Annotated in this window: 19 protein-coding genes and 4 pseudogenes; 7 read left to right on the top strand and 16 right to left on the bottom strand. The window is 52.5% G+C overall.

The window, feature by feature from the left end; all coding sequences use genetic code 11:
- Nucleotides 1–30 precede the first annotated feature (30 nt).
- The 7 genes and pseudogenes from kce to AC1RMF_RS24630 all read right to left on the bottom strand — a co-directional run.
- Nucleotides 31–960, bottom strand: a complete 930-nt coding sequence (gene kce / locus AC1RMF_RS24660; RefSeq protein WP_493145061.1) for a 3,5-dioxohexanoate:acetyl-CoA acetone transferase — start codon at nucleotides 958–960, stop codon at nucleotides 31–33.
- A 13-nt stretch (nucleotides 961–973) separates the two neighbouring features.
- Nucleotides 974–2,311, bottom strand: coding sequence for an aminotransferase family protein (locus tag AC1RMF_RS24655; protein ID WP_493145059.1), 1,338 nt, complete (start codon nucleotides 2,309–2,311; stop codon nucleotides 974–976).
- A gap of 7 nt (nucleotides 2,312–2,318) precedes the next feature.
- Nucleotides 2,319–3,065 (bottom strand): amino acid ABC transporter ATP-binding protein, encoded by a 747-nt coding sequence (locus tag AC1RMF_RS24650; protein WP_493145057.1) that lies wholly within the window; start codon nucleotides 3,063–3,065, stop codon nucleotides 2,319–2,321.
- Nucleotides 3,066–3,073: 8 nt separating this feature from the next.
- Nucleotides 3,074–3,733, bottom strand: coding sequence for an amino acid ABC transporter permease (locus AC1RMF_RS24645; RefSeq protein WP_493145055.1), 660 nt, complete (start codon nucleotides 3,731–3,733; stop codon nucleotides 3,074–3,076).
- 9 nt (nucleotides 3,734–3,742) lie between these two features.
- Complete coding sequence (locus tag AC1RMF_RS24640; protein WP_493145053.1) at nucleotides 3,743–4,420, bottom strand: amino acid ABC transporter permease; 678 nt, start codon at nucleotides 4,418–4,420, stop codon at nucleotides 3,743–3,745.
- A 95-nt stretch (nucleotides 4,421–4,515) separates the two neighbouring features.
- Nucleotides 4,516–5,313 (bottom strand): transporter substrate-binding domain-containing protein, encoded by a 798-nt coding sequence (locus AC1RMF_RS24635; protein WP_493145052.1) that lies wholly within the window; start codon nucleotides 5,311–5,313, stop codon nucleotides 4,516–4,518.
- A 284-nt stretch (nucleotides 5,314–5,597) separates the two neighbouring features.
- A pseudogene (locus AC1RMF_RS24630) lies at nucleotides 5,598–5,966 on the bottom strand (LysR substrate-binding domain-containing protein); the annotation flags it as partial.
- A gap of 348 nt (nucleotides 5,967–6,314) precedes the next feature.
- Between AC1RMF_RS24630 and AC1RMF_RS24625 the strand changes: the two are divergent.
- Nucleotides 6,315–6,599, top strand: coding sequence for an integration host factor subunit beta (locus AC1RMF_RS24625; protein ID WP_493145074.1), 285 nt, complete (start codon nucleotides 6,315–6,317; stop codon nucleotides 6,597–6,599).
- Nucleotides 6,600–6,722: 123 nt separating this feature from the next.
- On the top strand, nucleotides 6,723–7,199 hold the full coding sequence (locus AC1RMF_RS24620) for a hypothetical protein (RefSeq protein WP_493145050.1): 477 nt from the start codon (nucleotides 6,723–6,725) through the stop codon (nucleotides 7,197–7,199).
- Between the two features lie 369 nt (nucleotides 7,200–7,568).
- On the opposite strand, the gene AC1RMF_RS24615 is transcribed toward AC1RMF_RS24620, so the two are convergent.
- From AC1RMF_RS24615 to AC1RMF_RS24595, 5 genes and pseudogenes are all read right to left on the bottom strand, one after another.
- On the bottom strand, nucleotides 7,569–8,468 hold the full coding sequence (locus tag AC1RMF_RS24615; protein WP_493145049.1) for a diguanylate cyclase: 900 nt from the start codon (nucleotides 8,466–8,468) through the stop codon (nucleotides 7,569–7,571).
- A gap of 48 nt (nucleotides 8,469–8,516) precedes the next feature.
- On the bottom strand, nucleotides 8,517–8,960 hold the full coding sequence (locus AC1RMF_RS24610; RefSeq protein ID WP_493145046.1) for a CZB domain-containing protein: 444 nt from the start codon (nucleotides 8,958–8,960) through the stop codon (nucleotides 8,517–8,519).
- A gap of 1,030 nt (nucleotides 8,961–9,990) precedes the next feature.
- On the bottom strand, nucleotides 9,991–13,086 hold the full coding sequence (locus tag AC1RMF_RS24605) for a bifunctional diguanylate cyclase/phosphodiesterase (protein WP_493145044.1): 3,096 nt from the start codon (nucleotides 13,084–13,086) through the stop codon (nucleotides 9,991–9,993).
- 402 nt (nucleotides 13,087–13,488) lie between these two features.
- Nucleotides 13,489–13,587 (bottom strand): annotated as a pseudogene (locus AC1RMF_RS24600) (IS5/IS1182 family transposase); the annotation flags it as partial.
- A 195-nt stretch (nucleotides 13,588–13,782) separates the two neighbouring features.
- Complete coding sequence (locus AC1RMF_RS24595) at nucleotides 13,783–14,745, bottom strand: helix-turn-helix transcriptional regulator (RefSeq protein WP_493145042.1); 963 nt, start codon at nucleotides 14,743–14,745, stop codon at nucleotides 13,783–13,785.
- A 201-nt stretch (nucleotides 14,746–14,946) separates the two neighbouring features.
- Here AC1RMF_RS24595 and AC1RMF_RS24590 point away from each other — a divergent pair, with 201 nt between their 5' ends.
- Both AC1RMF_RS24590 and AC1RMF_RS24585 read left to right on the top strand, forming a co-directional pair.
- Nucleotides 14,947–15,417, top strand: coding sequence for a hypothetical protein (locus tag AC1RMF_RS24590; protein WP_493145040.1), 471 nt, complete (start codon nucleotides 14,947–14,949; stop codon nucleotides 15,415–15,417).
- A 222-nt stretch (nucleotides 15,418–15,639) separates the two neighbouring features.
- On the top strand, nucleotides 15,640–16,233 hold the full coding sequence (locus AC1RMF_RS24585; RefSeq protein WP_493145038.1) for a hypothetical protein: 594 nt from the start codon (nucleotides 15,640–15,642) through the stop codon (nucleotides 16,231–16,233).
- On the opposite strand, the pseudogene AC1RMF_RS24580 reads toward AC1RMF_RS24585, so the two are convergent.
- Nucleotides 16,153–16,443 (bottom strand): annotated as a pseudogene (locus AC1RMF_RS24580) (IS30 family transposase); the annotation flags it as partial. The gene AC1RMF_RS24585 and the pseudogene AC1RMF_RS24580 overlap by 81 nt on opposite strands.
- A gap of 122 nt (nucleotides 16,444–16,565) precedes the next feature.
- On the opposite strand from AC1RMF_RS24580, the gene AC1RMF_RS24575 reads away from it, so the two are divergent.
- The gene (locus tag AC1RMF_RS24575; RefSeq protein ID WP_493145036.1) at nucleotides 16,566–16,859 is read left to right on the top strand and encodes a DUF1330 domain-containing protein; all 294 of its coding nucleotides are present in this window, start codon (nucleotides 16,566–16,568) and stop codon (nucleotides 16,857–16,859) included.
- Between the two features lie 268 nt (nucleotides 16,860–17,127).
- Nucleotides 17,128–17,790 (top strand): class I SAM-dependent methyltransferase, encoded by a 663-nt coding sequence (locus AC1RMF_RS24570; protein WP_493145034.1) that lies wholly within the window; start codon nucleotides 17,128–17,130, stop codon nucleotides 17,788–17,790.
- A 304-nt stretch (nucleotides 17,791–18,094) separates the two neighbouring features.
- Here the strand turns inward: AC1RMF_RS24570 and AC1RMF_RS24565 are convergent.
- A pseudogene (locus AC1RMF_RS24565) lies at nucleotides 18,095–18,323 on the bottom strand (IS30 family transposase); the annotation flags it as partial.
- Between the two features lie 529 nt (nucleotides 18,324–18,852).
- Between AC1RMF_RS24565 and AC1RMF_RS24560 the strand changes: the two are divergent.
- Complete coding sequence (locus AC1RMF_RS24560; protein WP_493145032.1) at nucleotides 18,853–19,530, top strand: GNAT family N-acetyltransferase; 678 nt, start codon at nucleotides 18,853–18,855, stop codon at nucleotides 19,528–19,530.
- A gap of 229 nt (nucleotides 19,531–19,759) precedes the next feature.
- On the opposite strand, the gene AC1RMF_RS24555 is transcribed toward AC1RMF_RS24560, so the two are convergent.
- On the bottom strand, nucleotides 19,760–21,865 hold the full coding sequence (locus AC1RMF_RS24555; protein ID WP_493145030.1) for a putative bifunctional diguanylate cyclase/phosphodiesterase: 2,106 nt from the start codon (nucleotides 21,863–21,865) through the stop codon (nucleotides 19,760–19,762).
- Nucleotides 21,862–22,200 (bottom strand): hypothetical protein, encoded by a 339-nt coding sequence (locus AC1RMF_RS24550; protein ID WP_493145028.1) that lies wholly within the window; start codon nucleotides 22,198–22,200, stop codon nucleotides 21,862–21,864. Before AC1RMF_RS24550 ends, AC1RMF_RS24555 begins: the two co-directional genes overlap by 4 nt.
- Between the last annotated feature and the right edge of the window lie 438 nt (nucleotides 22,201–22,638).

Genomic DNA, 22,638 nt, shown 5'->3' with positions numbered 1-22,638 from the left:
ACCTCGTCTGGATATATATTCGTCACTCGCCTAGAACGACACCTGGTCGGTACCCTTGAGACCCAGCATTTTGCGTGCCTGGGTCGGTGTGGCTACTTCCAGTGACAAGGCCTCCAATACGGAGCGAATGCGGCGTACTTGGTCCGCATTGGAGCGTGCCAACTGACGACCGTCATACAAGCTGTCTTCCAACCCCACACGAACATGCCCGCCCATCGCTGCAGCGATGCTGATCATGGGTATCTGATGGCGCCCGGCCGCTAGTACCGAGAACTGGTATTCACTGCCAAAGAGCTTGTCAGCAATGCTTTTGGCATGCGTCAGGTTATCGGCATCCGCACCCATGCCACCGAGCACCCCAAATACAAACTGCAGGAATAGAGGCCCTTTGATCAGGCCACGGTCCCGGAAATGTGCCAAGGTGTAAAGATGCCCGAGGTCATAGCATTCGAACTCGAAGCGCGCTCCGCCTTCCACACCGATTTTTTGGAGAATGGTTTCGATGTCGGCAAAGGTATTGCGGAAGATGCCACTGCGCGTGCCCTCTAGCAGTTGCGGTTCCCATGCGTGCAGCCATTGAACTGGCTTGTCGAGCATGGGGTAGAGCCCGAAATTCATGGATCCCATATTCAGGGAACACATTTCCGGTCGTGCGCGCAAGGGAGCTGCCAGGCGTGACTCAAGCGTCATTGCAGACGATCCACCCGTGGTGATGTTGACCACTGCATCGGTAGCGGCACGGATGGCCGGCAAAAACTGTAGAAACACCTCGGGGTCTGCCGATGGTCGACCATCTACCGGATCGCGTGCGTGCAAATGCAAAATGGCAGCTCCAGCTTCCGCAGCCGCGATGGCCTCGCTGGCAATTTGCTCAGCCGTGAACGGCAGATAGGGCGACATGGTCGGTGTGTGCACCGAACCGGTAATCGCGCACGTAATGATGACAGGAGAACTGGCCATTTTGGGCACAACCTTAAAGCTTGAGTTCCAGCGCCAGGGCATGCAGACTGTCATCCAAAATGGAAACAATCTCACCTACCTGGGCTGGCGTGGTGATGAGCGGCGGGCAGACCAGAAAGTGGTCTCCCAACGAGCCGCCGCGTGTGCGACGGGAGTAAATGATCAGTCCCTTGTCGTAGGCAATATCCACGATCCGCTGAAACGCATTGAGAGGCTTGGGCAGGGGTTGCATGCTGTCCTTGTCCGACACGAATTCTGCCGCTAGCAACAGACCTTTACCGCGCACGTCACCAATAAACGGGTAGCGTGTGGCCAGGTCGTCCAGCGCATGTTTGAGCAAGGTGCCCACAGTGGCCGCGTTTTCCACCAGATTCAACCGTTCCACTTCGTCCAGGACGGCCAGCCCGGTCGCGCATGCCAATGGGTTACCTGCGTAGGTATAGCCGTGCAAAAACCCCCCCGCTTCAATCACTGGCTGCACCAAGCGATCCGCCGCGATCATGGCGCCCAAGGGGATATAGCCTGCACCAAAACCCTTGGAGAGCGCGATCAAATCCGGACGGCAGCCCCAGTGGTCACCCCCCAAGAAGGCACCCGTGCGACCTGCGCCACACATCACCTCATCATGTATCAGCAGAATGCCATACTGGTCGCAGATTTCGCGAATGCGAGGATAGTAGCTATCTGGCGCAACAAGGGCACCGGTGGATGCGCCGCCAATCGGTTCCATGATGAAGGCCAGCACCGACGCGGGCCCCTCCGCCAGAATACGCTCTTCAAGCATATTGGCGTAGCGTATTCCGCGTTCAGCCAAGGTTAGATTGTCTCTATCCAGATAGGCCGTTGGCGCTGGAATTTTTGGCATTTCACGCACCATGGGCGCAAACGGGGTGGTGAAAGAGGTCATGCCCGTAACACCCAGGGCGCCAAAGGTACTGCCATGGTACGAAGGTGTACGGGAAATCACTTTCCAACGCTCGGATTGTCCCGTCATCACAGCCCACTGGCGAGCCAGCTTCAAACAAGATTCCACCGCTTCGGAGCCGCCTGAGACAAAGAACACTTTGTCCAGTCCGGGGGGCATCTTTTGCGCCACACGACGTGCCAATTCTTCGGCGGGTGCGTTTTCAAAGTGCAGTCGGTACGCAAACGTTACGCGTTCCATTTGCTCACGCATGGCATCTAGCACATGGCGGTTGCCGTGTCCGATGTTGACCACCATGGCGCCGCTGGAGCCGTCAATCATGCGCTGACCACTCTGGTTCCACAAGTAGATGCCTTCAGCGCGGTCTACCAGCGGACGGCGACTCCCCGACTGGTAAAAAAGATGGGATGGCAGGGGGTTGCTCATGTCGTGTTTAGTTTTGTAGAAATTTACGTAGAAAGGATCGGGTGCGATCCTGTTGGGGAGATCCAAATATGCGGTCTGGTGTGCCCTCTTCGATGACCGTGCCCCCGTCCATGAATATCACGCGATCCGCAACCTCAGCGGCGAAACGCATCTCATGCGTGACGATCAGCATGGTCATGTGTTCCTTGGCCAATTGCTTCATGACAAGGTTTACTTCGTCCACCAGCTCAGGATCCAGTGCTGAAGTAGCTTCATCAAACAGCATCACTTTGGGTTCCATCGCCAATGCGCGTGCAATTGCCACCCGCTGCTTCTGACCGCCGGAAAGGTGCGACGGGTAGGCGTATATCTTGTCTTCCAGCCCGACTTTGCGAAGCAGTTGCACGGCCAGCGCATGCGCCTGTTCGCGGCCCACGTTCTTCAAGAGCATGGGGCCCTTGGTAATGTTGTCAAACACGTTGAGGTGTGGAAACAGATTGAAGTGCTGAAACACCATGCCCATTTGTTGGCACACGTGGTTGATATGGTTATCAAAAGCGCGACCCTTCAGATCTGCGTTCACGCGCTCACCGTCCAGCCACACTTCACCCCTGTCCAGAGTCTCCAATTGGTTGATGGCCCTCAGTAAAGTGCTTTTTCCAGATCCACTGGGGCCAATGATGGCCACAATCTGTCCGCGCGTGATGCGCAAGTCGATTCCCTTCAGAACCTCGACGGAACCAAACGACTTGTGGGCATTTTTTACCTCAATCATGGCGGCATTCATCGGGACAATTTCACTTTCAGTTCTAAACGATTGAGCAAAAGCTCCAGCATCAAATTGAGAAGGTAATACAGCGCGGCCGCCACGATGTAAAACTCGAAGGGCCGGTAGGTGTCGCTGATGGCTCGTTGCGTGGCTTGCACCAGTTCGGCAATGCTGATCATGGAGACCAGTGCCGACTCTTTGAGCAATGAGATCATGTTGCCACCCACCGCAGGCAAGGTGTTGCGAAGTGCCTGTGGCACGATGAAGTGCCACAGTGTGCGCAAATGCCCGAATCCCAGCGCGCGCGCGGCTTCTGCTTGACCGGGGTCGACAGCGGCGATGCCAGCCCGGAATACATCCGCGTTGTATACCGCATAGTGCAACCCCAGGCATAGGATGCCTGTCGCAAGCGCCGGAATGTCTATGCCAATCTGTACCAGGCCAAAATAGACCAGAAACAGTTGCAATAGAAGTGGCGTACCCATGAGCAATGCCATGAATACGCGTACTGGCGCACGCAAGACGGGCGGACCATAAAGCACCACAACTGCCATGGCGATACCCATGACCAGACTAAGGAGTGCCGCTCCCACAGAGACCACGACCGTCCAATACACACCCTCACCGAGTATGGGTGCGTAAGCGGGAATCACACTGAAATCCATTCTTTCCATCGGATGCCCCTATGCCAGCCTGTAATGCCGGTCTAGCCCATTGACTAGACGCGTCAGACCAGCCACCATGACAAAGTAGAGCAATCCAGCCAGGCCATAGACCGCAAACAGATTGCCTGAAGCATTGCCAAAGCGCTGGGCGGTGAAAGTCAGTTCTACTACCGAGATGCTCGACACCAACGCGGTACTCTTCAGCAGGGCCACGGCGTTCACTCCCAGTGGTCGAACCATCAAACGTGCCGCCTGAGGCAAAATGAAGTTCATCATGGTTTGATGTGCAGAAAACCCCAAAGCACGAGCTGCTTCAAACTGCCCCTTGTCCACTGCGACCACTGCACCGCGAATGGCCTCACTCATATAGGCTGCAATGTTGATTCCCAACGCAAGTACGCCTGCCGTGAATGGTTCCAATTGGATGCCCACTTGCGGGCCGCCAAAGTAGAGCAGAAACATTTGTATCAACACAGGCGTTCCTCGTACCACGCTAACAAATACTGCCGCCAAGCCACGCAGAAGAGGTATTGGAGAAAAGCGAAGTGCCGCAACTGCAAAGGCCAGCAACAGGCCAAGGAAAATTGCAGCCGTCGCCAATTCCGCCGTGACTAGACCAGCCGCCAGAACTGCAGGTGCAATTCGCAGAAGATACGAGCCATAGAAGGCTGTACTACTGAACCAAGAATCCAACATGGTCAGGACCTCCGGTTGGGTTGAAATGCGCCACCGGCCAACTGATCAGTGGCTGCATCTTTGGTCATGAGGTTCATTGCGCATTCACGAATGCATCAACGGATATCGCGACCGATCCACTTCATAGAGATGCGGGCGTAGGTACCGTCGGACATCATTTGATCCAACGCATGCTGCATCGCAACCTTGAGCTCAGGGTTATTCTTGCGAATGGCAATGCCAATCCAAGCACCTGCGCTTTTGGAGGTTTCATCTTCCAGCAAGGGCACCGACATTTGCTTAAAACCGTCACCAGAATTCTTGATCGCTATAGCTGCCGCAACGCGGTCCAGTACAACCGCCTGGACGCGCCCGGCCTTGGCATCAATTAGCAACTCGGGCAGACCTTTGTACGTGTGCACATCCCAACCCGCTTGTTCACGCGCCCATTTCTCATGCGTTTCCCCCAGGATTACGCCTACCGGCTTGCCCTTTATGTCTGCCAGTGACTGGATTGTCGAATTTCCCGCTACGAATACACCACGCCCGGACCGGTAGTAGGGACCCACGAAGTCCACTACTTTCTCGCGCTCGGGAGTGATGGTCATGCTGCCAATAACGGCGTCATATTTATTGGACAACAGGCTAGCCAGGATGCCGTCCCACGCATTGCTCACAGCCACACCCTTGACGCCCATACGTTTGGCGATTTCGGTCCCGATATCAACGTCAAATCCCAACAACTCGTTTTGCTCATTGACTGAGCTGAATGGGGGATACACCCCACTCATGGCGAACCTGAGTTCACCCGAACGCTTGATGTTGGCTAGGTCCTCCGCGTGAACGGAGAAAGGTGAAAGGAACGCGAGGCAAGCCAGTGCCAAGCCAGCAAATTTAGACGCAAGTACTTCCATGGGACGATCCTTAGTGAGATTTATCAATCGTCGTCGCATGGAGGCACCAAGGCATGCATGTCAACGACTGAGACGAACGTTAAGTCAGTCCATTGAATTCTCAAAATCAATAATATTTATTCTATTCATTGATTTAGAGAATGCATTCTCGTTGACTTTGGATGCAAACGTGGGCCGGCTTTTGAACTTTCCTTGCTGCTGTTGCGATTGCGGCAACCACTCTTGCTCCACTTGGTGGTGTGGCTTTGTGGTGGCCGGGGAGCCCTTCGGAGGCAACTATTTGCTCAATGGCACTGCTCAAAGCGCTGCCCCAGCCACTGCGCAAAGACAAAGACGCGCGCAGAGGGCTGGCGATTGTGCGGATACAGCACCGACACAGGCATCGGTGGTGGCGGGTAATCGGGGAGCACGATCTTCAGCCGACCTTCTGCCAATTCAGTCGCAATGCGATAAACTGGTACCTGCACCAAGCTCAGCCCTGTCAGTGCCGCGCCCGTATAGAGTTCGGCGCCGCTCACTGACACTACCGCCTCCAGCTTAATCGATGCGACCGTTCCGTTGACAGTGAAGTCCAGCCCTGAATTCCGCCCAGTTGTGCTGGAGACATAATTCACCGCCAATTGCGTTTGCAATGCATCCAGAGCGGTGGGTTCAGCACAAGTTCATTTTTGTCTGAGCGAAGTAAAGATGGGCCTCATTCTTGCGACCATCAGCCCCTATGTCATTCGAAAAATGGGGGCTAGTGCGCTCACCGCTATTTCCTGACTGCGGAACGGTTCGATGCACAAGAGGCTCTGCGTATCGGTTTGGTGCACGAAATCGTCAAGGAAGGGAGAGCTGGACGAGAGAGAGTTCAATTTGTGTCTGAGTTGTCCGGGTGCAGTCCGAATGCGCTCACCCAGTGCAAACAACTATTACACGGCGTTGTCGGACGGACGATGATGATGATAAGCTGGTCGACTTGGGAATCTCAACAGAAGTTGCTGTATTCTCCTATACGCATGAATCGATCAACTCTTGTTGAACGGCTGGCCGTCCGTTTTACACATCTAACCCAATACGATACTGAATTCGCCGTCACGACCATTCTGGAGGCGATGAATACCGCCATGGAACAAGGCCGCCGCGTCGAGGTCCGCGGATTTGGGAGTTTTACTACGGTTCGCCGCGCACCACGTTTGGGGCGCAATCCACGCACTGGTGAAAAGGTACTAGTCCCTGCAAAGCGGGTGCCCCATTTCAAGATGGGTAAAGCGCTACGTGCAGCAGTGACGAGGCACTGCTGAAAGACAATTGACCGGACGCCCAGACTGTTCGCAATGTACAGGAAAAAACGTTTAATCCCTGTGAGCGAAGTTTGCAACATGGCCAGGCTGACCCGTTAGATTGGCGGGTGATTGGGAGAAAAAGTGGCTTTTAAAAGACCCAAAAAAACAAACAAGTCAGGCAAGTCTGACCATGTTACCCGTAACATGGTGCTCCTAACTGCAAATCCAGTCTGGCGTGCACTGGCGAAGGATCCGGTTTCACAGGAGACCCAGACCTGCATCGGCCTAGCCGGTCGCAAGGCGCTGTATGCGCTGACCAATGGAGAGGGGCAGTTTGAGCACTTCAGAGAACTGGTCGTCACCGCCTACGCCGGGATAGTTTTAGCCGAACAAGGATATGGCAGTGACCTGATGGACGACTTTCATACGGCATTAGATGCCATACTCACATGCCGATTACAGGCGATTGATGGAGTTTCCTATATCCTTCGTACGCAGGATGCCGCCTGCGTGAATACCCTTCTAGTACTCCATGAGCAGCAGGTGCAGCTAGCCGATAAGGCCGAATTGGTATCGGCAATTGTCGAAGGATACCGGCGTGCACAAGACACGCAATAAAGATCGCTCAATGCACCACGAAATGTTTGCTCAACTCTTAATTCCGCTGCCACTGCGGTATAGCGGCCACTAAATCACGTAGGACGAAAAATGATGAAATTTCAAGTTGCAGTTTTCGTTGGCACAGGACTAGTAGGTCCGGCGTTGGTATGAACCTTGGTCGATCCAATTTTGGACTTCATCCTATCGAACCAACCACTGCGTGTGATCTGCAAGATGGCTACCATCGCGCTGGTCAAGATGGAACTACCAATAGTGCAGATGCATAAGGCCGATTCCATAGACAGAAATCCCAAGAGTACCCCCGGTTTTGTCGCAATAAAATTATGTGATTGGAGTTGCAAAGGCAAGCGTTCTGAAGGTCACACCTCATTCATTGGCGGTTTCGCTCCAACGTAAGGTGTCACGCCCCGCCGCCTTTGCAGCGTAAAGCGCTTGGTCCGCACGATTTACGGCTTCTTCTAGGCAATCCTTGTCGCCAACCGTTGCCAAACCAGCACTAACGCGAAGACTCAGGACATGTCCATCAGGGAGAATGAGCGGATTATCACGTAGGGCTTGCAACAGTCTCTCCGCAGCCTGTTGTGCCTCCTCACGGTTAGATGCTAGCAGCATTGCCAGAAATTCTTCACCACCGTAGCGAAACAGTGGCTCGCCGGAGCGACAACGACTGAGCAGTAGATGAGCAATGTGTTGCAACGCAATATCACCGGTCGTGTGACCAAATTCGTCGTTGACGCGCTTGAAGTGGTCCACGTCCAGCATTACCACGACAATCATCTCCCCCCGGCGCCTGGCTTGGGCGCGGTATCGGTTGAACTCCTCCTCCAATCCGTAACGCAGTCGCAGCCCGGTCAGTGCATCCAGACGTCCACTAGTCACCCAATATTTAGTCTTCAGCAATGCCAGATCAGCCAGAACACTCACCTGCGCATGCTCAAAGCTATCTAGCACCGCCGCCTCTCCAGCCGTGCCTTTAAGCACGCATCTGCAAATGATGCGTGCCGCATCGTGCATCAGACGATGTTGCTCATCTAGGCGTTGCGCCGCAACGGGGTCGATAGCGTCAAAACGATTTCGACATGACACGAACCAGCTGCCGAAGGTGCAGCGAGCATGTGCGTCAGCGGCCAAAACGTCCTGACCGGGTGAAGTATGCAATACGGCACACCGCAGAATTCGTTGCGACCAGTCCATATGTGCGCGTGCGGCGTCATCGAGCCGATACACGAAGTCCCGAACATCCTGATCAACAAAATCATGTTCCATATGAAAAATCGATGGCAGTGACCGTATTGGACTATCCCATTTGCGGTATTAGGGCGCTTCATCCCCAGGTCCCACCGATTTGTCTGGTTCAGGTGCCTCCCTTGTACCTGGCTCATGCAGTCTGGCCTTTAGTAACAATTCGGACAACCGGATACTGGTGTGACTTAGCACCCCATCTGCACCGATGTCGGCGCGTGCCTCTGCGAAACGCTTGTTTTTGATTTTTTGGAGAATTTCGGCCGCAACGTGATGGAATTCATCATGTGCAATGCAAATTTGCTCTCGCCGCCGCTCGGGCATTAGCCGATATCCTTCATCATCAAGCCACTTCCCGAACTGACATTGATGAGCGTCACCAACGGTCGTTACATCGAATGCAGCCTTTCCGTTCAAATAATCTCTGAAGTGCTTTTTCCACGCAGAATGCGCCATTAATGCGGCGTCGATTTCAAACCTCATACCCATAGTGTTGTCCCCCTTGGATACAGCCACGCTCAGTCGCTCAAGCAACTGTGCAACCAACAACGATGGGCGGTGCATCGCGAGTCGGGTGCCTTTGCCTACTTCTGATCCTACTGATCAATTCCGCGTCGCGCAACCGTAATAGCACCGAGGGACCGTTCGACGGTCACCGTATCCTACCCACGTTAGGCTTGGAATTAAAGCAAAATGAATTAGTCCTATCTGGCACATTGCGAACGAGCAATTTGCAAATTAAATCCATCTCTCCTTAAAAAGGAAGATCGACTTCCTCACACAGAATGTGCTCAATATGCATCAACTGACGTGAGGCCAGATTCACATTCTTCTGCGAACCCGACGAGGTGTCAGGTCTAGGTGCTTTAACGCCGTACTGGGGGACTTTGTAGATGGACCAATACCCAATCTTTCGTACAACCTGCCGCCATATTGAGCACACCCCCCACAGCAAAATCTTGGCTCGCTTTTTAGTGTTATCAGCTTAGTTTTCCACCGATTGATGCACCGCAGCGGTGGATCATAAGTATGAGTCATCCAAAAAAGGAACCCAGCACTGGGCTGGGTTAGATCTTTTTGGCTACGGGCGTGCCAGTGAGGTAGGCGCGGGGGCCATTAAAGCCCACTGGCATCATGAGACATCAGCCCCACTTGGGCAACAATCTCCTAGATGGCACTTCTAGAGGCCGCCGCTTGGAATGCCAATCGCAACTGAGTGACTGTGAGCCTGGCGAGCATCAATTCGGAGCCCCTCTGAGAAATGGGAGCAAGCGCCCTTCCAACTCAGTTGATTGCAAGTGCTTAGGGTGTCATCCAAAGTGCTGCTTTTGCGTATTCATCCAGTGCGCCCCATGCTTCACCCGTGGGGCGGTCACTAAAGATTGATGCCCATCCAAGTCCATGGTTTCTTAATTTCCGGTCTAGCTTTTACCTGCACAGCAACTGGGGGTGAGCAGCTGACGGTATTGGCACTGTTGACGACGCTCACTTATGACGTTATACGCGGTACACGCAGGACAAGCCCGCGCCTAACCTTCTGTATGTTCTATTTTTTCTTCACTACTAACTCCTCAATGGAATGCACCGATTGCGGTCTTCCGAACAGGTAACCCTGGAATGCATGACAGCCCAGATGCGCCAGGAAGTCAGCCTGCGCTTGCAACTCGACCCCTTCCGCAATTACTGACAGCCCCATGCTTTCTGCCAACGCCACAATCATTTTTGCAATGGCTGCATCGTTGGGGTCTGTAACTATGTTTCGCACAAAGCCTTGGTCAATCTTGAGCTGGTCCAACGGCAACCTCTTGAGGTATGCCAGGGAGGAATATCCAGTACCGAAGTCGTCCAGAGAGAATGCAATGCTGTGAGCCTTGAGCGCTCCCATCTTGACGATAATGGCCTCCACGTTATCCACCAGCATGCTTTCGGTGAGCTCCAACTTAAGTCGTTTCGGGTTTGCGTTGGTCCGTTCCAGTGTGGCCAAAACGCTTTCCACAAAATCGGGTTGTTGGAACTGGCGCGCGCTCACATTCACCGCAATGGTCAGGTGCGACAGTTCGGGCAACTTGGCCCACTTTGCCAGTTGAACGCATGCAGTATCGAGCACCCATTGACCCAATTGCAAAATCAGTCCGGTTTCCTCGGCCAGCGGAATGAAATGGGCTGGTGACACCATGCCGCGATGGGGGTGGTTCCAGCGTATTAGCGCCTCTACCCCCGCGACGTGCCCCCCTCCGACAACTTGCGGTTGGTAATACAGCAGGAACTGTTGTTTGACCACAGCTTCACGCAAATCGGCCTCCATGGCCGCGTGAGCTGAGACGTCTGCCTGCATTTGCGTATCAAAGAATCGCAGCGTGTTGCGCCCGGCAGCTTTGACCTGGAACATAGCCAGCTCAGCTCTTCGAAGCGGCTGTTCACTGCCTTCCAGAGCACTGCCACCAAACAGGGTAATTCCAATACTGGGCGTACTATGGTGCAAACTTTGAGCTAGTTGGAAGTCTTCTTCGAAAGTCTTGAGGATGTTACGACCCACAGTCTCAGCGTGGGTAGCTGCCTCAATTTCGTCTTCACTCAAATCTTCCAGCATCACCACGAATTCGTCACTCCCCAAATGGGCTACCGTGTCGCCATCGCGCACACAACCTTTCAGGCGCTGTGCCACCTGCACCAGCAACAAGTCGCCCTGACTGTGGCCCAGCGTGTCGTTGATAGTCTTGAAGTTGTCCAAATCGATAAAGAGCAAGGCGTTCTTGCGCGCGTGTCGGGTACTGGCGTGCAGCGACTGGTCCAGCCGGTTGAGCAGCAAGCGACGATTGGGTAGTTGGGTCAGCGGATCATAAAATGCCAAAGCGTCAATTTGGGCCAAAGCCTGGACATGATCAGAAACGTCACTAAAGATGGCCACGAAATGGGTTATATTTTCCTCGTTGTCTTTCACTGCGCTGATGGAGAGCCACTCTGGGTAGACCTCGCCACTTTTGCGCCGGTTCCATATTTCACCTGCCCATTCACCAGTGGTCTCAAGGGCTTGCGTCATGGTGGCGTAAAAGGCACTGTCATACCGACCAGACGCCAAAATGCTTGGCGTCTTCCCCACCGCCTCTTCGGAGCTATAGCCGGTAATGACCGTAAAAGCTCTGTTGACCTGCAGAATTACGCGCTGCGCGTTGGTGATGGCCATGCCCTGCTGAGAATCAAATGCTGTGGCGGCGATCCGCAGGGCTTCTTCGGCCCGCTTGCGTTCAGTGATGTCGCGCGAAATCATAATGAAGCGTTGAGACTCGTTCGGAACCTCGGCCTTTTTTGCAATCGACAATTCAAACCAGTGGCGCTCATTGCCAAGTGGGATGTCAATCTGCCGACCAACAGAGAAGCCGTACAAATTAGCTTCGCGCAAAGCCTCACTACAGATTTTTGCAGCAGTGTGGGGCAGTACTTCGCTGATCAGCTTGCCCAAAAAAAACTCTGGCGGTGCAGCCAGTAAATTCATGCGAGACGTGCGGTATTTGTAATACCGCCCGTCCAGATCCAACTCAAACAACACATCGGGCAAGGCGTCTAGCGTTGCGTCTTGGTCTGCTTGCACTGCACGCAGTTCTTGCGTCATTGCATGAGCCATGGTCAGCGCTCGATCGCGACCCGTTGCCAGCAACCATGCCACCCACCCCATCAACAAACTAAACGCGCCACCAAATGTAGCGATGATTTTGTGGCTATCTTCACCAACGTATTTTGCGTCAAAGTCGGGCAGTGAACGCATAAGCAGCGTCCACCTTTGTCCACCTACATTCAATGTTCGAGTTGTGTAAAGGTGATTGTCTTTGGCATCAGGCCGCACAGGGCTACGCTCCCCATAGAGCCAGTGCGCAAGAGACAGGTCATCTCCCTCATACAGGGAAATACCAATATCAGCATCAAGCTGCTTGCCCAGCCCAATGATTAGGTCAGACACACGAAACGGTCCACTCACCCAGCCCGAAATGGCTGCACGTCGGTCACGCAGAGTGATTACTGGTTTACCCCGAGAGTAAATTGGCAAATACATCACCACTGCTTTGAGGTCTTTACCTCCATCTTGCACTAAATTGGTAGTGTTACTTAGTGCCATGCTTCCGGTATCGCGAGCCAGCCTTAGCGCTGGCTCCACCTGTGCGTTTGAAGCAATGTCAAACCCGATTGCGGTGACATTTTGACCACTGTAGGGCTCGATCAATGTAATGGGGGCGTACTGTGCACGTTCTCCCTCAGGGTGGATTCGGTAGTTGGCATATCCTCTTTTGAGCATCTCATCCGCATGGCGGTTGCGGCTAGCTTTGAGCACCAAGCTGGCTACGGCAAGTCCTTGCATACCCGGTAGTGTCTCTGGCAGTTGAAGCGCCTGGAAATAGCCCCGGTACTCGGCACGCGATACCACATCAGAGTTCTCGACAAATCCTTTGACGCCTCGCAAGGCCAATTCAAAGGTGGCAAGCCGTCGGTCAATGTTGAGCGCGATCTGGTCAGCTGCTTGACTAAACCCGTCTTCACGCCTTTGAGTCAGCTCACGCTCTTCGTTATGCCAATAGAAAAATGTCACCGCTAACATCAATATCGTGACGAAGACCGCCCATGATTGTCCGATGCGCTTGTGGGGTGCCATATTTTGGTAAGCTCAAAATGAGGTGAGAAGATGAGTATGCAATACTAATTACCTACTGTCTGCACTGGCAGTTTTGTTGCAAGCCAAAAGAGGCTCAGTTGTGCCGGCAGGCACATGCTGTACGATTCGAAACTGAATCTCTCGCGGCCCCAGGCGCCGAAAAATGCGCGACAAAACGGTCTCGCTCCTCGGCTGCCGGTCCATCGAGATGGTGGGCCAAGACGCGCGAGTACCGATACAGATTCTCGAACATGATCTGATCCCCCTATGAAACGAAGGGACCCGAATCTACGTGGCCAGTGAAATTTATGTGGTGCTCAGCGACGGCCCTCCAGAAGGCTATGCCGCCGGGCGCCACACATGGACTAACAACACATTAAGCATGAAATGTGGTCGACCACATTTCATGTCAAAGCAGCACTGCTGGCCCTTGCGCGTCTGGTGCATCTTGGGATCTCTGGAGTTGTCCGCATTTTTGGTTGAACTAGGCGCGCCAACAATCCGGTTACCCAGCGACATAATCGGGTTGGCCTTCTCGAAGTTGCTGAAGCCTCATGCAGTTGACTCTGGCAGGCTGACATCGGAATGAAAAGTGGGGATCTGACATACGATTTCACGGCAAGCAGTAGCTCGCATTCTGATTCCTTGGTTGATCGAGCTATGACGACGGGTGCGATCAACCACGGTCGTCGAAAACTAGATATTCATCACTTGATGCCGAATGTCCGTTGCGGTACACCCCTTTGACTTCTTGATCGCTCTGTAAAACGTGGACAGGGAGTCGTAACCAGTCTTGTAGGCGATTTCCGTCACCGGCAGGGTGGAGGTCTGAAGGAGTTCCAGTGCCAATTCAAACCGCAATTTTCTGACCACACTTGCAACAGAAACGCGTTGAGATGCAAAGACTCGCTGCAGTTGCCGTTCGGAAATGCACACATGTTGTGCAACCAAAGCGGAGGAAAGTTGCTGGTTCAACAAATTCGAGTGGATGAATTGCATGGCGTCTTTAAAACGCTGGTGAGAAATCACATCATGCGCTTCGTCTGATATCGTCTCGCCATGCAATAAGGCGGCCTTCAACAAATGGTCAAGAGCCCGCAGCGATGCAAGGCATTCAGGCGTCGACAAACCATTGAACTGATCAAAGAAGTCTCGTAGATAGGCAGACAGGATGTGCTGCATTGCGCAGCCGTCCGGCAGCATTCTGAAACCACATTGACGAATGCCGTTTGCCGAATGTAGCAACTGACCCGGTGCAATGCTCAAGGCCTGAAATCCCCAGGCCTGCCCTTCTGCGGCCACGGCGCGGTAGACCGATGCCTGGCTGCCCACCACGACTGAGCCGCTATGGGTTCTGAACTCTTGCCCGCTTTCGTTCTGAAACCAGCTCCCACCGCGTTGGATGAGATAAATCAGTAGATTGCCGTTGTCGCTGCGTCGTGCCTGGGCCTTTGAGCGCTCCACTTCGCTCCATGACGTACTGACCTGCAGGTGGGTTGCCAACACTCCTTTGTTGACCCTGATATCTGCAAATGGGGTTTCAATTCCACTTTTTCCCAGGCGGACATCCAGATTGAAATGGCTGTTAGCAACATCCCGAATCAGAGAAGGCCGGTTTTTGGGCCTGATTTCGTCGGAATTGAAAATATATTGATCCACAGAACAAGCTCTCCCAGGGCGTTACCCACTTGTTCATGGAATGACCGATAGATTTATTTGCCACCCCATGTTGTCGCTGAATGCTACATGGTTTGGCTCAACTTGCAACGTACCAAGCCGACAATTGTCAAAGAATGAAATCGCAACGCCGGTCAATTGGTGATCATTGCAAGCCTGTCACACATCTACGAGGATCAAAAGATGAAACTCTTCCCCTTCACCGCTATCGCATGCGTTGTTTGTTTTCAGTCCTTTGGGGTCTCCGCCGCAACGACCGACGACCTGACGGCTGAAAATGTTGCCCAGTACCGTACACTAAACAGTGCAGGTCAATCGGGAAACCAGTGGATGCAACTCGCCAGCGCCGATGTGGCTTCGCCCAACGTGCCGGGTGCTTCAGCCCCCACAACAAAAGTTATGCTGGACAACGAAAAAGTAAAAGTCACAGAGGTCACGTGGAAGCCTGGACAACTGGTAATCGAGAATTATGCAGATTACAAGGTCGTCCGTGTATTGAGCGGCGGCACCGTATTGAGGACTTACTCGGATGGCAAAACGGAAAAAATGGTCCGCAGCGTCGGGGAGGTATATGTTCAAGAGCCAAGCCGGCCGTATGCCGAGCAGAACATCGGCAAATCCGACATCTCGTTTTCCAATGTCCAGGTGAAGTAGATGCCCTCATTTGGACTGGGTTGAACCGGCCCATGCTAGCTTTGCAATTGGTCGGGTTTGCGTCCTGCATTTTTAGAACTATTTCAAGACCTTTCAAATTTATCAGGAGAGCTATATATCTGTAATTGCAAGACGAATCATGGTGCCGACTGCTGGCCAATTTGAATTGGCGTTGGAGAGAGTAAAAGAGGAGCGGCAATTTTCACCAAGGCGGGGGCCGCAGTGCGCGTTCTCAAAGTAGTCATGGGAGTGGATACCGGAAATATTGAGACTTTTGCACGGTATGCTTATTTCCGGGCGGGGAGTAACTCTTTTATGGCCGCTTCAAAGGATGCTGAAACCTCGGCGCTTGTGAAGGAACGTGAAGCGAATCCAGCTGGTGAGGTGTTCGGCCCCTATGTCTATCGAACGGTGTTTGGTGAAATCACAGCGCAACCGGTACTGGTGCAGCGCATGTATCAGATCTCACGACAAAATTTGAAGGACGCGCTCGCCCTATTGCCTGAGGCTAGAGCCGCTTTTGACGATAGTGTTGACATGGCCGCAGTGGTTCCCGTTTTTGATCCAAAAATGGACCAACTGATCATCACCTACTATGTAAATTCGATAGAGCACTTGGGAACGTATCCTGGATACGCAGGTCATGTCAGAAGCGTTCCAGGCGATTGCGGCCAAGGCAAGCAAGTTCGGAAATCTGACCAGCGCCAGGGTACTAGCGGTTATTTGACTGGAGGTTATCTGGCCATGGTTGTCCGTCTTTTGCGTGTGATGGCGCGAGCGACGCATTCCTCGCGTACGCCGGAGATGTTGCAGTAGCTCCTGCTTCAATGCCCCACGGGCCTGTATGTAGAGGCTGCGATAGATGGTTTCGTGTGACACGTGATAGCTCTCGTCGTCGGCATAAGCGTACTTAAGCCACCCAGCAATCTGCTCTGGCGACCACTGCAATTGCAGCTTGCCGGCCACAATCTTTGCCAGCGCTCTATTCTCCACAAGCTTGCAGGTCTTGGGGCGACGTCCCCGATCCTAGGTGGCCTGTTCAGCCACACTTGGTTTCCCTCGCTTACAAGATACCAACGCAAGCGAATTGGCGATGCTTGAGCGAGGTGGTTTAGAGTAGCGTCACCACAGCAAAGGAGTAATTCCAAATGACAGCGTACCTTCACGGCAATATTCAGATCCACGACACGGTCTTGTACAAAGAATACGCTGCGCAGGTGCCAGCAATCATTTCCAAGTATGGCGGGCGCTACCTCGTTCGCGGAGGTGCAGTGGAAGTGGTTGAGGGTGATGCAAATGCCCAGCGCCAGGTCATTCTCGAATTTCCAGACATGACAGCGCTTAAAGCCTTCTACTTTTCCGCAGAATACACACCGCTCAAGGGTGTTCGCCAGCGAGCCGCCACTGGTAGTATTGCGCTGATAGAGGGCTACCTGCCTTGAAGCAAGCAGCAGCTTGGTCGCGTACTGCAGTCGTATAAAGTTGGTACCAAAGAGGTTGAAGTTGTTGACTGTCCAAGCTGCATCACCTACTGCGGCAGTGCCGCGAAACAGGACGTCCACCTTCAAGTGAGTAGTCGGTTTCGCTTCATTCCTTCTACTGTAAAATTTCCAGCAGGAGAATGCATATGATACTCGTGACACCGATGTTGTTGGTCAGCGCATTATTTATTTTCTCCGGTGCCGCGTGCACCGAGATCAACAAGCACAAATGACCATCTTCAGCTCGCTTCATCCCGCCGAGCAGGCCCGCCAACTGGCTAATCCAGTGGGGCCAGTCGGCATTGAGGTCGCGGAGTGGCTCAATGTCAATAACAGGGAGGGTAATTCTCAGGCCCTCGCCCTGCTCGGAGTGCAAGTCGACTGTCATGTGCTCGAAATCGGTTTTGGCAATGGTCGGGCAGTGCCCGATGTGATTGACCTTGCCGATGGGGTCCGATATGCAGGCGTTGACATCTCACAAACCATGGTTGACGAGGCGAATAGCTTTAACGCGGCCTTCGTTGTCGCTGGCCGCGCCAGCTTTCATCTCGCCTCCGCCGAGCACTTGCCTTTCGCTGATGCCAGTTTTGACCGCGTCTTCGCCATCGGCGTAATCCATTTCTGGACAGACCCAATTAAGGCACTCATGGAAATTCATCGCGTCATGCGCCCCGGCGGCTTCGCCGTCATGAGCACCCTTGATCTGCGCGCACGCCCACAATTTGCGCACCCGGAATTTGGCTTTCACCTGCGAAGTGCCTCAGAATGGAGCACGTTGTTTCTCCAAGCTGGTTTCAGTAGGGTAGACGCTCAGAATGGCGAATCCGAGCAGATTACCCCGGATGGCACGCCGATTAAACGCTACGCCATACGTGTAACCGCCCAGTGGTAAGTCGAAAGTCCTAATGCCGACATCCGATCGAGGGCGAGCACGTCAACCGACCCTCCCCGATCTAGACTTTCTGGCATGAGCAGGAAGCATCATGCTTTGCATTGCGTCCTGGGTAAACTGATCGAGCGTAAAGCCGTCCATCGTGAACACCCGCAATCAGCGGCGGAGACATTCAAGAGCATGGTCTAGGCTACCGTTTCACTTGGTTAATGCGCACGGCTAATTGTGGCAGCGCTATTCAGAATAACTGGCCTACTTTTCGCTGGAATGGGTGGCCGGGCTTGACTGGAATACGCAGTTGGGCTGCGACTATAGCAAGGGAGATCTCTTCGCGTTCCTCCAAGATCAGGGCGAACTCCCTGCGACTGCGCTCTGGTGGACGTATCCCCTCAGTCAACGTCAGGATACCCCGCACAGTCCCATGCTGCCGGTCGAATAGAGTTGCTATCTGTTCGAGGGACGTCCTTCTTCCAGCGCTCCCACATCAATGCCTTCTGGCTATCCGTGTAAAAGGTATTTGACCGGTATTTCATTTACAACATTCCTTCTGCCAACGCAGTATTTAGTGTGTTGCATCGACCGGTTGAATCTGCCCGGCCAAGCTGAATTCTGACACGGGCTGGAAGCGGGAACATACGAAAGTCAGCCTTCTGATGGCCCAAATTAACTCTCTTCAACAACTGTTCATAGCGTTCGGCAACGTACTTATTGCGGTCAAATGGTGACTTGAATTGGTCGAAAATATTGCAGAGGAAACCGTCAGTGGGGACATGACTTTGTGCAATTCAGACGCACCTGAAGCGTTTGTTGCTGGCTGCAACGTAATTGCTCTCGGCAGGTCAGTAGCATCCGGAAAATCTGACGGCCTCGCAGCAATACTTTCTAAAACAAGCAACCGAAGTGGGCCGCATTTGAGTGCACAAGGCGTGTCGGCATTAAATTAGTCTAATTTCAACCCAATCAGTAGCGTTCATATTATTCAGTTTATACACCTTTGAGGGTGGGTGTAAGCTATGAATTTATTGGTATATCCTTGCTTATGCTTAAACGGAAGGTGCGACTATGAAAAATCTTCTCGACAATGTCGTGTGGAATACCCTTTGCGGGCCACACGAAAAATTCGCCGTTGGTACTAATGACGCACGTCGATATGCGCCGGGTTTCTCTGCGATTGTTGGCTTCGCGGATGCCCAATATCCTAACTTTGACGCACTTGCACCCTACTGCAATTCTGCTGAGCACTTCTATTGCGTTGGATGGACGGGTGCTACTCCAACAGGATGGCGTGTTGATGCTGAGACAAACATGTCCAAAATGGTTTGGGATGTACCAATTCCCTGTACCGATTCGGCGCCAGAGGCGATTCGACTAGGTGTTGAGCATGCATCTCAGGCGCTCGAACTGGCAATCCTTACCCGCCCAGGCCCATTTGGCTTGAAGACCATTCAACTTGGTGAGTATTTCGGTATCTTTGAAGGCGAACATTTGGTTGCCATGGCGGGTGAACGAATGCATGTCGGCAAGTTCCGGGAAATTAGCGGGGTTTGCACACATCCCGCTTTTCAGGGACGTGGTTTTGCTCGGCGCTTGATGCTCAAATTGATACGTCGTCAGATTCAACGAGGCGAACTCCCATTTCTGCATGTCTCGCGAGATAACAAATGTGCTCACACGCTATACCTACGGATGGGATTTACGATCTACCTGGACTCAATTGTTCGAGTTGTTTCCAAACTATGAGAACAGGAGCCGCCAGGTTAATGCGGGTCTGGGTCTCACGTGAAACTGGACCCTTCGCCAATGCACGCCAGACTGGATTTGCAGTTAGAAGCACCATGTTACGAGTATCAGAGCCAAATCTACCTGTCTTGTGCTTTCCTTTGGTTCTTTTAATAGATATTTAATCTCCCGTTAGTTACAGTGCAGTACGCATAGCGGAACGCGTCATTTGGCTTGTCCAGAACGGAAATTAAATTCCTCTATTTAGCAGTTCCCATTGTGGCAAAAGGTCAGCCACCTTGATAGGCTTAGAATACCAGTAGCCTTGTGCCTCATCACATCCCATATCTGTGAGGAGTGTTGCTTGTTCATGCGTTTCAACCCCTTCCGCGATGACCTTAAGGTTTAGTGAATGGCCCATGGCAATGATAGCTTTGACAATTTGCATGGCACTTTCGTTGTGGGACGAAAAATCGCGAATGAACGACTGATCTATTTTTATCCGATGAATTGGCATGTCTTTTAAGCGTGAAAGATTAGAAAACCCCGTCCCAAAGTCGTCCACAGCAATCTCGACACCGTGGTCACACAACTTCTGCAAAAACTGCGTCGCGTGGGTTGAGTCCTTCATCAAGGCAGATTCCGTAATTTCGATCTCCAGAACGAATCCACGCGTTGCCAATATATCTGCCATTGCAAGCGTTCGCTCTATTGTCGCCTGGCTGAGTTGCAGCAGTGACATATTGACTGCAACCCGGAACCCCTTGGGAATCGTAGGAGCCAAGGAACGCACTGCCTCCTGTACAGCTTGCTGCAGAACCCACTCACCCAGAATGACGATAAGTCCGCTTGATTCAGCAATAGGAATGAATGTGCCCGGACCAATATCTCCAATCTCAGGGCTGGAGCATCTCATCAAGACTTCTGCACCCGTGACCGTGTTTGTGAGGAGGTCAACTTGAAGCTGCCAAGCCAACCAAAATGCTCCACTTTCATGTGAATGCCGCAAGGCATTTTCAATCCTCAATCGCTCCGCAATGCGTTCGTTCATGTCCGCCGTGTAGAAGCACACTTGCTCGCGCCCCGCATCTTTGGCTCGGTACATGGCGATATCAGCATTGCTGAGAAGAACCTCAGCGTTCTGCGCATCTTGTGGAAAGCGTGCTACACCGATACTGACCGTAACAAAGACCTCATGACCCTCAATTACCACGTGGCCATTAAGTCGACCAAAAAGGTTGTCAACCACCTTCACCAAGACTTCTTCACTCTTGTAGTGAGTGATCAGAGCGGCAAACTCGTCTCCACCTAGACGACAAGCCGTATCGGTTTCCCTCAAAGCCTCTTGGAGGCGTCTCCCTATCTCAGCCAAGACTTCGTCACCGACGCGGTGCCCCAGTGCATCGTTGATGTGCTTAAAGTTATCCAGATCAATAAACAGAAGAGCAAAACATGAGCCCTCACGTTTCGTCATGGCAATGGAATGGTCTAGTCTGTCACGAAAGAGTGTGCGATTGGGTAGAGAAGTCAAGTGGTCATAATATGCAAGTCTATGAAGACTACGCTGAAGTTCCTTGTGCAAGCTAATATCTGAAAATACGCCAACGTAGTTCGTCACATTGTCCTTTTCATCCACGACGCTGTTGATCGTGAGCCATTCAGGATAGATTTCACCGTTTTTCCGGCGGTTCCATATCTCACCTTGCCAAACACCACGTTCCAGAATCGAACTCCACATATTCTTGTAGAAGACGTTATCTTGTCTTCCCGAAGCGAGTATCCGTGGCGTCTGTCCTATTACGTCCTTACTGTGATATCCCGTAGTTTTGCAAAAGGCATCGTTTACATGCAGTATCATTCGGTCTTCACCGGTGACGACGATACCTTCTGACGTAGCATCGAAGACCGTGGCGGCGATTTTGTGATGCGCCAACTCGCCTTCTAACTGCTCGATAAGTTCAGTGCGCTCCGCCCGAAGTTCTCGCTCTTGCGCGAGGAGTTTCGCAAATATTGAATATCGTGAGACAACTCCTGCGTAGTGATCCTCCTGGTCCAAAACTACGGCATAGTCGAGTTTTTCGGTCATGAAGAATTCCACTGCTCCTTGTAGTGGGGCCTGCGCAGATAGTGGTATTGGCTGCTTACGTGTTATGAGGTCAGCAAAAATTCTGCTCGGGAAGAGCGTGGCCTCGCGAGCGATAACCAATCCACAGAACTTCTCGTCCTCGTTGAAAACCGCGTAAGCTTCGACTGCACCGGCGCCTTCTACAGGCAGAACATCCCGTAACCTTTGTGTATCCAACACACGGAGCGTGCGATCGCACAAGGCTTCACTAATTCGCAGAACTTCACTCATCGGCGCCCTGTCTCAATCAGTACTTCAACGTCCAGATCAAGATGCAAAATTTCTTCTGCACTCATGAGAGGCTTAATCTCATGCAGAACGAACGCAATTATTGTCTGTGCATCAAGCTTGCGCAAAATGGCCGTTCGGATAAGGATGTCGCTGATGACATCATCCGTAATGGGGAGATGTTCGTAGGAGGTTGAAGATAGCAAGCTCAAGGCTCGCCCAACCGCGACGTGACCAATGGGCGACCGGTTGCCCAAAACCAAGCCGTCATCAATTGGCGGCAATAGAAACTCCCTGACGCGCACGCGAAGGTGGTGTTGCCGTTTTTTCTGTTGCATGTATTGCTTCAATGGCCTTTTGTATAGAGTGCCCCTGACGAAAATAAGCCAGAGGTTCAAGCCGGGGACATTCTTCTAAGTACCGTCAGCTAAAGAAGACCCAATCTGATCCAGAGGGGCTGTTGTGACCCGCGATTAGGCCATTTTTGCCAATCCTCCCGCAAAAGGATTGATTTAGGTCATGAGATGATTGAAAACTGTGCGACGTCGCCCGGATTTTGGTAGTGCATAAGCTTGGAGTCCAATCCCGTAGGCTGGCGATTGAACGTGAAAAAGAGATTTACAGCAGATGACATAGACGCCTCCTGCGGCTTTTTCAATCACGATGGAGATTCTTTCCACACCTTCCAAAGTGAACGCCATGCCTGCCTTGATCGGACTAGATATTTTCAAACGATTCTATTAACTGCACTCGGTAGATCCCGTGGCTGGAGAAAT

It is taken from the genome of Rhodoferax sp. GW822-FHT04A08 (genome assembly GCF_058801025.1).
Note: the sequence above shows the minus strand (reverse complement) of the source record. Positions and strands in the feature narration are given on the sequence as shown.